At 62.9% G+C, this 12,447-nt stretch carries 12 protein-coding genes; 10 read left to right on the top strand and 2 right to left on the bottom strand.

Going from position 1 to position 12,447, the window contains the following annotated elements; translation table 11 throughout:
* Window positions 1-223: 223 nt before the first annotated feature.
* Window positions 224-478 carry a hypothetical protein gene (locus tag GT571_RS05985; protein ID WP_022093864.1) on the bottom strand — a complete coding sequence of 85 codons (255 nt, stop codon included), beginning with the start codon at window positions 476-478 and terminating at the stop codon, window positions 224-226.
* 149 nt (window positions 479-627) lie between these two features.
* Here GT571_RS05985 and GT571_RS05980 point away from each other — a divergent pair, with 149 nt between their 5' ends.
* The 7 genes from GT571_RS05980 to GT571_RS05950 all read left to right on the top strand — a co-directional run bounded on the left by GT571_RS05980 (window position 628) and on the right by GT571_RS05950 (window position 7,591).
* Window positions 628-1,932, top strand: a complete 1,305-nt coding sequence (locus tag GT571_RS05980) for an aspartate aminotransferase type Ic (protein ID WP_161156061.1) — start codon at window positions 628-630, stop codon at window positions 1,930-1,932.
* Between the two features lie 66 nt (window positions 1,933-1,998).
* Window positions 1,999-2,313, top strand: a complete 315-nt coding sequence (locus GT571_RS05975; RefSeq protein WP_161156059.1) for an STAS domain-containing protein — start codon at window positions 1,999-2,001, stop codon at window positions 2,311-2,313.
* A gap of 153 nt (window positions 2,314-2,466) precedes the next feature.
* Window positions 2,467-3,051, top strand: a complete 585-nt coding sequence (locus tag GT571_RS05970) for a twin-arginine translocase TatA/TatE family subunit (RefSeq protein WP_161156057.1) — start codon at window positions 2,467-2,469, stop codon at window positions 3,049-3,051.
* Window positions 3,051-3,842 (top strand): twin-arginine translocase subunit TatC, encoded by a 792-nt coding sequence (gene tatC, locus GT571_RS05965; RefSeq protein ID WP_171025188.1) that lies wholly within the window; start codon window positions 3,051-3,053, stop codon window positions 3,840-3,842. The genes GT571_RS05970 and tatC overlap by 1 nt, the downstream gene beginning before the upstream one ends.
* Window positions 3,843-3,848: 6 nt before the next feature.
* On the top strand, window positions 3,849-4,205 hold the full coding sequence (locus tag GT571_RS05960; protein ID WP_161156055.1) for a hydrogenase maturation nickel metallochaperone HypA/HybF: 357 nt from the start codon (window positions 3,849-3,851) through the stop codon (window positions 4,203-4,205).
* Between the two features lie 53 nt (window positions 4,206-4,258).
* On the top strand, window positions 4,259-4,942 hold the full coding sequence (gene hypB, locus GT571_RS05955; protein ID WP_161156053.1) for a hydrogenase nickel incorporation protein HypB: 684 nt from the start codon (window positions 4,259-4,261) through the stop codon (window positions 4,940-4,942).
* A 54-nt stretch (window positions 4,943-4,996) separates the two neighbouring features.
* On the top strand, window positions 4,997-7,591 hold the full coding sequence (locus tag GT571_RS05950; RefSeq protein ID WP_161156051.1) for a DNA topoisomerase I: 2,595 nt from the start codon (window positions 4,997-4,999) through the stop codon (window positions 7,589-7,591).
* A gap of 121 nt (window positions 7,592-7,712) precedes the next feature.
* On the opposite strand, the gene GT571_RS05945 is transcribed toward GT571_RS05950, so the two are convergent.
* On the bottom strand, window positions 7,713-8,699 hold the full coding sequence (locus GT571_RS05945; protein ID WP_161156049.1) for a zinc-ribbon domain-containing protein: 987 nt from the start codon (window positions 8,697-8,699) through the stop codon (window positions 7,713-7,715).
* A gap of 241 nt (window positions 8,700-8,940) precedes the next feature.
* Here GT571_RS05945 and tmk point away from each other — a divergent pair, with 241 nt between their 5' ends.
* From tmk to GT571_RS05930, 3 genes are read left to right on the top strand one after another with little or no spacing between them, the layout of a single operon-like run.
* A complete protein-coding gene (gene tmk, locus GT571_RS05940) occupies window positions 8,941-9,624 on the top strand; it encodes a dTMP kinase (protein WP_161156047.1) in 684 nt (227 codons plus the stop codon).
* Between the two features lies 1 nt (window position 9,625).
* Window positions 9,626-10,753, top strand: coding sequence for a DNA polymerase III subunit (locus tag GT571_RS05935; RefSeq protein ID WP_161156045.1), 1,128 nt, complete (start codon window positions 9,626-9,628; stop codon window positions 10,751-10,753).
* The gene (locus GT571_RS05930) at window positions 10,744-12,438 is read left to right on the top strand and encodes a PSP1 domain-containing protein (protein ID WP_161156043.1); all 1,695 of its coding nucleotides are present in this window, start codon (window positions 10,744-10,746) and stop codon (window positions 12,436-12,438) included. Before GT571_RS05935 ends, GT571_RS05930 begins: the two co-directional genes overlap by 10 nt.
* The last annotated feature ends 9 nt before the right edge of the window (window positions 12,439-12,447 follow it).

The raw sequence follows: 12,447 nt of genomic DNA, 5'->3' as shown, positions 1-12,447 counted from the left end.
GTCTCAAGAAGGAGTAACATCGGGACTTGCAGCGACGGACCTCAGGACACTCTTACACCACGTCTGCGCGCGCGACCAGTTTCAAGTCGAGTTTTGCCGATTTCGACCAAGAATCGCTGCTACTAAAAAGGTAACAGTACTCATATTTGCCCTTTTTTGGCCACAAGCTCTAAAACAAGCCTCGCCAAGGTCGGGAAGCGGGCCAAATCGCCGGCCTCGAGGCTTATTCCACCGTTCCGTAGACGGCGCCCCAGCCGTGGGCGGCCAAGGCGGAGTTGAGCTGGTCGCAAAGTGACTGGCGGTCGTAGTAGCCGGGCGGCAAAAGATTCACGATCTCCATGAGGTCGGGCGCCAGGTCCAAGATTTCGGCCTGTACGATCAGATCCAGGCGGTCGATGGCGTGGCGATCGTAAAACAGTCCGTCGACCAGGCGCTGCAGGTCGCCGAATTCCTCGGCCTGGAACGATCCATACTCCATAGTGCCTCCTTGGGCGTCCCACGCCGGCATGCGCGGCGATTCGTAATTTATTGCGATGGACTTAATCTATCACGGCTTCATAACGTTGCGGCGGTGGCGGTCTATACTTAGACGAACTGCAACGTACCGCTTCGCGAAAGGTCGCACCCATGCAGACGATCTACCAGAAGATGGAAACCACCGAACTCGATGCCGCCATCGAGGCGCTCAAAGCCGAGGTCGCCGAGGTCAAGGCCAAGGGCCTGGCACTCGATATGGCTCGCGGCAAGCCGTCGCCCTCCCAGGTGGACATCTCACGCCCCATGCTCGATATCCTCAACGCCGACGCCGATCTGCACGACGGCAACGTCGACTGTTCCAACTACGGTTGTTTTGAGGGCATTCCCTCGGCACGCAAATTGGCGGGGGAGTTCCTGGGTTGCCCCGCCGAGCAGACGCTCGTGCTGGGTTCGTCGAGCCTTCTGATCGAGCACGATATCGCCGGCATGTTTTGGCGCTGCGGTTCGTGCGGCAGCGAGCCTTGGGAGGCTTACGAGGCCGCGCACGACGGCAAGAAAGTCAAGTTCCTGTGCCCCGTTCCCGGCTACGACCGTCACTTTGGCATCACCGCCGACCTGGGTATCGAGAATGTCCCCGTCGCGATGACCGACAACGGCCCCGACATGGACGAGGTCGAGCGCCTGGTTGCCGCCGACGACTCCATCAAGGGCATCTGGTGCGTGCCCAAGTATTCCAACCCCACGGGCATCACCTTTAGCGAGGACACCGTGCGTCGCCTGGTCGAAATGCCCACGGCCGCGCCCGATTTCCGCATCTTCTGGGACAACGCCTACTGCGTGCACGACCTGTACGACGAGACCGACGAGCTCGCCAATATCTTCGACCTCGCTCGCGCGGCGGGCACCGAGGACCGCGTGGTGGCATTCGCCTCGACGTCCAAGATCACCTTCCCGGGCGCCGGCATCGGCTTTATCGGTGCGAGCCCCGCGGTTATCACGGAGTTCTCCAAGCGCCTGAAGGCCGGCCTTATCAGCGCCGATAAGCTCAACCAGCTGCGTCACGTGCGCTTCCTTCCCACCATCGAGGCGGTCAAGGAACACATGAAAAAGCATGCCGAGTTATTGCGCCCGCGCTTTGAGGCCGTTGAGCGCAAGCTCACCGAGGGCCTGGGCGATACGGGTTGCGCTACTTGGACACATCCCCGCGGCGGCTACTTTGTGAGCTTTGATGGTCCCGAGGGCTCTGCCCAGAAGGTCGCCGCGCTTTGTACCGACCTGGGCGTCAAGCTTACGCCGGCTGGTGCCACCTGGCCTTATGGCAAGGATCCGCGCGACACCAACATCCGCATTGCGCCGAGCTATCCCACGGTCGAGGACCTGGAGGCCGCGCTCGATGTGCTGGTGCTGGCCGTCAAGCTTGTCGCTGCTGAGCTTGCTCGTGCCGAGCGCTCCTAACGCGTAGGGCCCCGTAAATCCGCGCCCAGTACTATCCGCACTTTCGATTCACAAAGGAGCGTATACATGGATTTGGGTATTTCCACCAACCCCACGCCGGAGATCTACACCATTAAGGTAACCGGCGAGATTGATATCTCTAACGCCGATAACCTGCGCAATGCTATCGACCTGGCGCTCGAGCAGCCCACTGAGGCCGTTGAGCTCGACTTTGCCCAGGTGAGCTACATCGATTCGACGGGCATTGGCGTGCTCGTGGGAGCCGCGCACCACGCGGTCGACCACGGCAAGCGCTTTAGCTGCACCAATGTGCAGCCCCAGGTGATGCGCGTGGTTCAGCTGTTGGGTGTCGACCAGGAGATTTCGATCACCGCTGCATAATCTTTGTCCCCAAAAGGGCGTGCCGTTTGGCGTATGTTTGTGATGCGCTCGGACGTTTTGGCGTCCGGGCGCTATACTTGACCGAATGAATAGACGAGTTCCGGCCGAATGGCGCGGTGCGGGCTCGACTCACATCGAGCCTTGGAGGTATGTGTGTTTGGTATTGGAGAGGGTGAGCTCGCGATCATCGTGGTCTTCGGCTTTTTGCTGTTTGGCCCGGATAAGCTCCCGCAGATGGGCCGCACGATTGGCCGTGCCATCCGTCAGTTCCGCGAGACGCAGGAAAAGATGACGGCAGTTGTTCAGTCCGAGATTATCGATCCGGTGAGCGAGGCCGCGTCGGCCCCGGTCAAGCCCAAGAAGGCTGCCGTCGATGATGATTCCGATGCGGACGAGGATGCCGTCGAGACGGCTGCGCCCGCAAAGAAAGAGACCTTTGCCGAGCGTCGCGCCCGCCTTGCCGCCGAGAAGGCTGCGAGCGAGGGTGCCACCGAGGGCGAAGGTATTGCCGAGGAGGCCGAGGGTGCAGAGCCTGCCGCCGCTGCTGCTGCCGCCGCCGAGCCCGAGCCTGCTGCAGAGCCGGAACCCGAGCCCGAGCCGGCAGAGCCCACGACGGCTGACCTCTACGCCCGTCGTCCCCGCAAGCGCAAGGCCGTCGTCGACCAGCTCGCTCGCGAGCTCGAGGCCGAGGACGATGCCGCTGCCGCCGCCGACGCCCCGAAGGGAGGCGATGAGTAATGCCTATCGGACCTGCGCGTATGCCGCTCTTCGATCACCTGGGAGAGCTCCGTCGCCGCCTGACCATCGTGGTCGTGTCGGTGTTCGCCGCCGCTATCGTGCTGTATTTCGCCACGCCCGTGGTGCTCGACATCTTGGAAGACCCCATCCGCTCCTTTGTGCCAGACGGTAAGTTCTACATCACTACCACGCTCGGTGGCTTTGGCCTGCGCTTCTCGCTGGCCATCAAGATGGCCGTGGTCATGTGCACGCCCATGATCATCTGGCAGATTCTGGCATTTTTCCTGCCGGCGCTTCGCCCCAACGAGCGCAAGTGGGTCGTGCCCACGGTGCTCGCCTCGACGGTGTTGTTCTTTCTGGGCGCCATCTTTTGCTACTTCATCATCATCCCGGCGGGCTTTGAGTGGCTCATCGGCGAGACCTCGGCCGTCGCTACGGCGCTGCCCGACCTGGAGAACTACGTCAACATGGAGCTGCTCTTTATGATCGGCTTTGGTGTGGCGTTTGAGCTGCCGCTCATCATCTTTTATCTGTCCGTCTTCCATATCGTGTCCTACGCGGCCTTCCGCAGTGCCTGGCGTTTCGTGTACGTTGGCCTGCTTGTGGGCTCGGCTGTGATTACGCCCGACGGCTCGCCCGTTACGCTGGGCCTCATGTATGGCGCCCTGCTCTCGCTCTACGAGATTTCGCTTGCCATCGCCCGTGTGGTCATTACCGCGCGCGAGGGCAAGGAGGGCTTGTTCGTGAGTCGTCTGGACCTGTTCTCGGACGACGAGGACGACGAGGAGTAAATCGGTATGCACGAGGTTGGCATTGTCAACGGCATACTCGACACAGTGATTCGCGCGGCGCGTGGGGCGGGGGCCTCGCGCGCCGTTTTGGTAACGCTGCGTATCGGGGATATGACCGAGGTCGTGCGCGAGGCGCTCGACTTTGCGTGGGAGACGTTTCGCGACGAGGACCCGCTTACGCGCGGTTGCGAGCTTGCGGTAGAGGAGGTCCATCCGCAAAGCGAGTGTCTGGACTGCGGTGATGTTTTCGATCATGACCGCTTCCACTGCCGCTGCCCCCAGTGCGGCGGCGCCAATGTGCGCCTACTGCACGGTCGCGAACTCGACATCGCCAGTATCGAAATCGAAACCCCCGACGATTAACCCGCCAGCCACTGGGGACGGGGTATAAATGGTAGAAGTAAGGAGCGCCGAGTATGGCCGAGAAAACGATTGATATCGCATCGCCGATTCTGTCGCGTAATGAGCGCCTGGCAGATCAGCTGCGACAGCGATTTAAAGAGACAAACACCTATGTGATCAATGTCTTGTCGAGCCCCGGCTCGGGTAAGACAACAACGATTCTGGGCACCAACGAGCGCCTGCGCGACAAGGCCGGCTTGCGCTGCGCCGTCATCGAAGGCGATATCGCCTCGGACGTCGACGCCATCACCATGAAGGAAGCCGGCATGCCCGCCATCCAGATCAACACGGGCGGCCTGTGCCACCTCGAGGGTAACATGATCATGGAGGCCGTTGATGCCTTCGACCAGGCTGTGGGTCTGGAAAACATCGACGTCATCTTTATCGAAAACGTGGGTAACCTGGTCTGCCCAGTCGACTTTGACCTGGGCGAGAACCTGTCCATCATGATCCTCTCGGTGCCCGAGGGCGACGACAAGCCCATCAAGTACCCGGGCATCTTCCAGCACGCCGGCGCACAGCTGCTCAACAAGGTCGATGTGGCCCCGGCTTTCGATTTTGACATGGATAGGTATACTAAGACACTCGATGACCTCAATCCGCAGGCGCCGCGGTTTGCCGTGAGCGCGCGCAAGGGCGAGGACATGGATGCCTGGTGCGATTGGCTCATCGGGCAGATTGAGCAAGCAAGGGCGTAAGTCGGCCGCCATACGGGCGGGCGTAGCCGCAGAGATACGAGATAGGAGCCTCTTTTGAAGCTCATCATCGCCGAGAAAAGCGACGCCGCGCGTCAGATCGCCGAGCGTCTGTCCACGGGTAAGCCCAAAAAGGACAAGGTGTACAACACCGCCATCTACCGTTTTGAGTGGAAGGGCGAGGAGTGCGTGACGATCGGCCTTGCCGGTCACATCCTCGCGCCCGATTTTTGTGACAGCGTGCTGTTCGATAAAAAGCTGGGCTGGTATTCGGTCACCGAGGACGGCGAGATGCTGCCGGCCGACATACCCGATGGCCTGGCCCGCCCACCGTACGACACCAAGCGCAAGCCGTTTCTTGCCGATGGCATCTCCATCAAAGGCTGGAAGCTCGAGAGCCTGCCCTATCTCACCTGGGCGCCCGTCATTAAGCTACCGGCCGAGAAGGAACTCATTCGTTCGCTCAAGAACCTTGCCAAGAAGTCCGACAGCGTCATCATCGCCACGGACTTCGATCGCGAGGGCGAGCTGATCGGTTCGGACGCCCTCAACAAGGTGCGCGAGGTTGCGCCCGACTTGCCGGTCGCCCGCGCCCAGTACTCTTCGTTTACCAAGGCCGAGATCACGCAGGCCTTCGATAATCTCGTCTCGCTCGACCAGAACCTGGCCGACGCCGGCGAGAGCCGTCAGCACATCGACCTCATTTGGGGTGCGGTGCTCACGCGCTACCTGACGCTCGCCAAGTTTGGCGGCTTTGGCAACGTGCGTTCCGCCGGCCGCGTGCAGACGCCGACGCTCGCCTTGGTGGTCGAGCGCGAGCGCGAGCGCATGGCGTTTGTGCCCGAGGACTATTGGCAGATTCGCGGCATGGGTGCCGCGCAGGGCGCAGCCGAGGACGATCGCTTTAAGATTGCGCACAAGACAGCGCGCTTTACCGACAAGGATGCTGCCGAGACGGCGTACGGCCATGTCGACGGCGTCGCGACGGCAACCGTCGCCGCGGTGACCAAGCGCTCGCGCAAGCAGCAGCCGCCCACGCCGTTTGCAACCACCTCGCTGCAGGCAGCCGCTGCGGCCGAGGGCATCTCGCCTGCGCGCACCATGCGCATCGCTGAGTCCCTCTACATGGCGGGCCTCATCAGCTACCCGCGTGTCGACAATACTGTGTACCCTGCGACGCTCGATTTGGGTGCCGTGGTGAGCGACCTGGCAAAGATCAATCCGGCGCTGGCGCCCGTGTGCAAAAAGGTGCTCGCCGGCCCCATGAAGCCCACGCGCGGCAAGGTCGAGACCACCGACCACCCGCCCATCTATCCCACGGGCGAGGGCGATCCGTCCACGCTCGATGGCGGCCAGCGCAAGCTCTACGACCTCATCGCCCGCCGCTTCCTGGCGACGCTTATGGGTCCCGCGACCATCGAGAACACCAAGCTCGAGCTCGACGTGAACGGTGAGCTGTTCGTGGCTTCGGGCGATGTGCTCGTGACCCCGGGTTTCCGCGAGGCATATCCGTATGGACTCAAGCGCGACGAGCAGATGCCGCCGCTGGAGCAGGGCGATACGGTCGACGTGTTCGATATTAAGCTCGAGGCCAAGCAGACCGAGCCGCCCGCGCGCTACAGCCAGGGCAAGCTCGTGCAGGAGATGGAAAAACGCGGTCTGGGCACCAAGTCCACGCGCGCGAGCATCATCGAGCGCCTGTACGCCGTGCGCTATCTCAAAAATGATCCCGTTGAGCCGAGCCAGCTGGGCATCGCCATTATCGATGCGCTGTCGCAGTTTGCTCCGCGCATCACGAGCCCCGATATGACCAGCGAGCTCGACGGCGACATGACTCGCGTGGAGCGCGGCGAGGACACCGAAGAGCATGTCGTGACGCACTCGCGCGCGCTGCTGGCCGGCGTGCTCGACGAGCTGCTCAAGCATACGCAGGAGCTGGGCGACGCCATCAGCGACGCTGTCACGGCCGATGCGCGCGTGGGCGCCTGCCCCAAGTGCGGCAAGGACCTGGTTATGAAGACGAGCGCCAAGACCCGCGGTAGCTTTATCGGCTGCATGGGATGGCCCGACTGCGACGTGACCTATCCGGTGCCGAGCGGCGTCAAGGTGAGCCCGCTCGAGGGTGAGGCCGCCGTGTGCCCCGAGTGCGGCGCGCCGCGCATTAAGTGTCAGCCGTTCCGCCAGAAGGCCTTCGAGATTTGTGTGAACCCCACATGCCCCACCAACTACGAGCCTGACCTTAAGGTGGGCGAGTGCAAGGTGTGCGCCGAGGCCGGGCGTCACGGCGACCTGATCGCACACAAGAGCGAAAAGAGCGGCAAGCGCTTTATCCGCTGCACCAACTACGATGACTGCGGCGTGAGCTATCCGCTGCCGGCGCGTGGCAAGCTCGAGGCGACGGGTGAGACTTGCCCCGAGTGCGGCGCCCCCATCGTGGTGGTCAACACGGCGCGCGGCCCGTGGCGCATCTGCGTGAACATGGACTGCCCGACCAAGGAGAAGAAGCCCGCCCGCGGCCGCAAGACTGCGACCAAGGCGAGCACGACGAAGAAGACCACGGCAGCCAAGAAGACTTCGACCGCCAAGAAGTCGACCGCCAAAAAGACGACTGCCAAGAAGTCGACTACCAAGAAGGCGGCCGCCGACAAGTAGCGGCGCAGCCGAAACATAGCCCAAAACAAAAACGAGCGAGGGTCCCATGATCCTCGCTCGTTTTTGCGTAGTCATTGGGAACGTTCTTTAATGACTAGCCGTTTAAGAACGTCGCATGCGACTAGTTCACCTCGACAGGCTTGGCGCCGGGATAGCGCTCCTCAAAGTCTAGGCGGTACTTATTGTCATTGGTACCTGCCACGTTGTCGCGCGACAGCGGCGCCACGATCTCATTCTTGTGGTCCGCAGGCTTAGCGTATTTCAGGCTGATTTCCCAGGCGTCACAGATTGCGTCAATGCGGTGGTCCAGGTCGTCGTACAGGGCGATGATGTCCTTCCAGGAGCTGTAGTTCTTGGAGCTCGTCGGGATGTCCAGGTCCTCGACGATATCGTAGTACTGCTCGATGGTGTCTTCCGTGCGCTCGGCGACGTCGGCGAGATTTTGACGGGCGGTGCGATCTTCTGCCAGATAGCTGCCATTGAAGGCCTGCGCGCAGGCACGGACCTGGCTATCGAGATCTTCGAGCAGGTCGTAGTATTCGCTCAGGCGACGGTAGAGGTTCTGCTCGGAGAGCGTCGCTTCGCCGCCGTCCTCGTCGTCATCGTCATCGTCATCGTCGTAGAGGCTATTGGGGTCGCCGAGAGGCTTGAGGTCATCAGCGTCAACATCATGGTGCAGCTTAGTAACCTCGGCAGTCGTCTGCGTGGCAGCGGTGTCGAAAGGCTTGATCACAAAGAAAATGACCAGGGCGATGATGATTGCCACCAGCACAACGATAATGGCGATAAGCGCCTTGGTGCTGCTCTTTTTGGCGGCGGGGGCCTGCGGTGAATCAGGCGCGTACGTAGATGCCGGTTGCTGTTGGGGCGGGGTGTCCGCGACGGGTATGCGCTGCGTCGTTTCGGCCGCTGCGGGGCTGGCGGCGGGGTCGGGGCGATAGGCGAGGGGGTCGTCCGGCTTAGCTTGCGGCGTATCGAGGAAGCCGGTCTGCTCAAACGCGGGTTGGCCATTGCTTGCGGTTGTCTGCTCAACGGGTGCACCGCATGAGGTGCAGAACTTGGCATCATCTGCAAGAAGTTTGCCGCACGAGGCGCAATACCGAGACATTGCCACTCCTTTCGCCACATTTCAATGCAATACGACGATTATACCCAGCGTCCAAAATTCCCCATCATAAGTTGCGGTGAAATAGGGACTGTTTGGCGGTCTCAGGGCTTCAACCAGTCCCTATTTCACCGCAACTTTGGAAAGGCACCATTAGCCATTGGGGACGCGCCGAGCACTGGGGTATCATGGCTTGGTTGATATATCTGCATTTTTACGCGCCTTGTAGGAAGGGGCTGCGCCCATGGCTTTTGAGCCCGCTCAACATAGCTTTATCACGCTCGAGGGCGTCGACGGCGCCGGCAAGTCCACGCAGGCGCGCCTGCTGGCTCGCGCGCTCGAACTCGCTGGCTACCAGGTTGTGAGCCTGCGCGAGCCGGGCGGTACCGCCATTAGCGAAAAGATCCGCGCTCTGCTGCTCGACCCCGCCAATACAGCGATGGGCGACACCTGTGAGTTGCTGCTCTACGAGGCAGCGCGCGCCCAGTTGGTGCACGAGGTCATAGCTCCCGCCCTCGCGGCCGGCAAGGTGGTCCTGTGCGACCGCTTCTACGATTCCACGACCTGCTACCAGGCGTTTGCCGACGGCCTTGATCGCCAGATGGTGCGCGACGCCAACAGCCTAGCCGTCGCGGGGACGCACCCGGCGCTCACGCTCGTCTACCACATCACGCCCGAGCAGGCGGCGCTGCGCATGGCAGCCCGTGGCGCGGCGGACCGCATGGAGGCGAAGGGCGTGGCATTCCAAGAGCGTGTCTACCAGGGCTTTTGCGCCATTGCTGCCGAGGAACCAAGCCGCGTAAAGCTCATCGACGCCACTGCGACCGTCGAGGAAGTCTTCGAGAAGACGGTCGAGCAGATTCGCGCGTACGGTCTCGACATTCCGCAAGATGCTGTCGCCGCCGCGCTTGCCAAGGAGGCCGAGTAACATGGCCCCCGCTCAGGCAAGCCTGCTGGCCAAGCTCGACACCCAAGAGCGCGTTCGCGATTTTTTGACCAACGCCGTCGCCAGCGGCCGCGCATCGCACGCCTACCTGTTTTTGGGCGCTCCCGGTGCCGGCAAGCTCGATGCCGCATGGGCGCTCGCCCAGGCCTTCCTGTGCGAGCAGGACGGCTGCGGAGCATGCGACAGCTGCGTACGCGTTGCTCGGCATACGCATCCTGACGTGCACTATTACACGCCCGAGAGCGCCACGGGCTACCTCATTGCCCAGACCCGCGAGCTGCTCGACGACGTGCCGCTGGCGCCCATCCGCGCCAAGGCCAAGGTCTACATCATCGACCGCGCTGAGCAGCTGCGAGCCAACACCGCCAACGCGCTGCTCAAGACGCTCGAGGAGCCGCCCGAGGGCGTCATGTTCATATTGCTGGGCACCTCGGCAGACGTGATGCTGCCCACCATCGTGAGCCGCTGCCAGTGCGTGCCGTTTCGCCTGGTGTCGCCCGCCGTGGCCGCGCGTGCCGTGAGCCGCGCCACCGGTCAGGATATCGCGCGTTGTCGCATGGCGGTCGCCGTGGCGGGAAGCCCCACACGCGGCGTCGAGTTCCTTAAGAGCGCCGAGCGCCAGGATGCTCGCCGCCAGATGGTCCGCGCCATCGATTCGCTCATCGCTGCCGACGAGGCCGATGTACTCAGCCGCGCCAAGTCGCTCATCGTCGCCGTTAAGGCGCCGCTCGCCGAGGTCAAGTCCACACAGGAAAAGGTGCTCGAGCAAAACGCCGACTACCTGTCGCGTGGAGCATTGAAGCAGCTTGAGGACCGCAACAAGCGCGAACTCAACGCGCGCGAGCGTTCGGGTATCATGGAAGCCCTGGCGAGCGCGCGGACGCTCATGCGCGACGTGCTGCTGACGCTTCAGGACGAGGCGGCCGACGTGGTGAACGAAGACGTGCGCGACACGATCGGTCGGCTTGCCGCCGCGACCAATGTTGCGGGTGCCACCCGGGCGCTCGAGGCGGTTGCCACGGCTGAGCGCAACATCGCCAGAAACGTTACTCCCCAGCTGGCCATCGAGGTCATGCTGTTCGATATCAGGAAGGCACTGAAATGCCGTTAGTCGTACCCGTTAAGTTTACCTACGCCTCGCGCGACCTGTGGTTTGACCCGCAGGATCTGGATATCCTCGAGGCCGATTATGCCATTTGCTCCACCGAGCGCGGAACCGAGATCGGCCTGGTCACGGCCGATCCCTTCGAGGTGCCGCAAGATGAGATCGGCCAGCCGCTCAAGCCCGTGCTGCGCGTGGCGAGCGACATCGACCTGCAGCTTGCCGACGACCTGGCCATCCAGGGCGACGAGGCGATGGTCGATTTCCGCCGTCTGGTCAAAGAGCTCGACCTCGAGATGAAGCCGGTCGGCGTCGAGTACCTGTTTGGCGGCGAGAAGGCCGTGTTCTACTTTGCGGCCGAGGAACGCGTCGATTTTCGTCAGCTCGTCAAGGACCTGTCCTCGACGCTGCACATTCGCGTCGACATGCGCCAGATTGGCGTGCGCGACGAGACCCGCCTGGTGGGCGGCTATGCCCAGTGCGGACAGGAGCTCTGCTGTACGCGCTTTGGCGGACAGTTTGAGCCCGTCTCGATTCGCATGGCAAAAGAGCAGGACCTGCCGCTCAACTCCTCCAAGATCAGCGGCGTTTGCGGCCGCCTGATGTGCTGCCTGCGCTATGAGTTCGAGGCGTACAAGGACTTTAAGAGCCGTGCGCCCAAAAAGAAGACGCTCATCGATACGCCGCTCGGCAAGGCGCGTATCCAGGAATATGACACGCCGCGTGAGCAGCTGGTGCTGCGCCTGGAGAACGGCAAAGTCTTTAAGGTCAACCTGGCCGATATGACGTGCTCGGAGGGCTGCAAAAAGAAGGCCGCCGAGCAGGGCTGCAACTGCCGCCCCGACTGCGTGACGCGTGACGTGCTCGAGCGCATCGAGTCGCCCGAGATGCGCCTGGCGCTCATGGAACTCGATCGCGAGAACGGCGTCGACGTGGGCGATGGCCTGTCGAGTGCCGATCGTCTGGCCGGCACATCGATGCCCAAGCGCCGTCGTCGCGATGCCGAATCCGATGCTCGCACCGCTCAGGGCCAGGGCGAGGGCCGTGGCCGTGGAAAGGGCCGCGGCAAGGCCGAGGCACCCGAGGCCGAGGAGGCAGCCGGTGGTCGTCGCCGCCGCAAGCGCGCGGCGTCCGTCGACAATGGCGAGGCCGCGGGCAGGAACGCTTCTCGCGAGCGCGAGGCTCAGCAGCCCCAGCAGCAAAACCACGGCGGCGGCATGAACCCCGCGCGCCGTCGCCGCCGTCACCTGTCGAGCGAGGAGCGCGAGGACGCCTTCCGCGCCGCAGCTGCTCGCGAGGCCGGTGCCGCTCCCAAGGGCGCCTCGGTCTCCGATACGCCTGCCGACAAGGGCGACAAGCCACGTGGTGAGGAGGAGCGTGCGCCGCGTCCGCGCCGCCGCCATTCCTCGGGCACGCAGCAGAAGCCCTCGGTTCCTTCCGTGGCCGATCAGGTTTCGGATGGCGAAGTCAAGGTCACGCGCCGTCGCCCCGGCGATGGCGGAGGAGCTGCCGCCAAGGCTTCGCGCGGTGGTGCTCGCGACGAGCGCGAACCGCGTGAGGATCGCGGCGGCGAGGGCTCGACCGACCAGGGTCAAAAGCGCCGCCGTCGCCGTCGCTCCCGCAAGCCGCGCCAGGACGGTGGCGAAGGCTCGACCCACACCTCGTCCTCACCGAAACCGCCTGCCGGCGAATAACGTCCGTAA

It is taken from the genome of Collinsella aerofaciens, from assembly GCF_009876115.1.
GTDB lineage: Bacteria > Actinomycetota > Coriobacteriia > Coriobacteriales > Coriobacteriaceae > Collinsella > Collinsella aerofaciens_N.
This window is presented reverse-complemented; position numbering and strand designations above follow the sequence as displayed.

Excerpts from the sequence above, each read along its gene's own strand:
- GT571_RS05960 (WP_161156055.1), top strand. The coding sequence starts at position 3,849 with ATGCACGAGGTTGGCATTGTCAACGGCATACTCGACACAGTGATTCGC.
- tatC (WP_171025188.1), top strand. The coding sequence starts at position 3,051 with ATGCCTATCGGACCTGCGCGTATGCCGCTCTTCGATCACCTGGGAGAG.
- GT571_RS05935 (WP_161156045.1), top strand. The coding sequence starts at position 9,626 with ATGGCCCCCGCTCAGGCAAGCCTGCTGGCCAAGCTCGACACCCAAGAG.
- GT571_RS05980 (WP_161156061.1), top strand. The coding sequence starts at position 628 with ATGCAGACGATCTACCAGAAGATGGAAACCACCGAACTCGATGCCGCC.
- GT571_RS05930 (WP_161156043.1), top strand. The coding sequence starts at position 10,744 with ATGCCGTTAGTCGTACCCGTTAAGTTTACCTACGCCTCGCGCGACCTG.
- GT571_RS05975 (WP_161156059.1), top strand. The coding sequence starts at position 1,999 with ATGGATTTGGGTATTTCCACCAACCCCACGCCGGAGATCTACACCATT.
- tmk (WP_161156047.1), top strand. The coding sequence starts at position 8,941 with ATGGCTTTTGAGCCCGCTCAACATAGCTTTATCACGCTCGAGGGCGTC.
- GT571_RS05945 (WP_161156049.1), bottom strand. The coding sequence starts at position 8,699 with ATGTCTCGGTATTGCGCCTCGTGCGGCAAACTTCTTGCAGATGATGCC.
- GT571_RS05985 (WP_022093864.1), bottom strand. The coding sequence starts at position 478 with ATGGAGTATGGATCGTTCCAGGCCGAGGAATTCGGCGACCTGCAGCGC.
- hypB (WP_161156053.1), top strand. The coding sequence starts at position 4,259 with ATGGCCGAGAAAACGATTGATATCGCATCGCCGATTCTGTCGCGTAAT.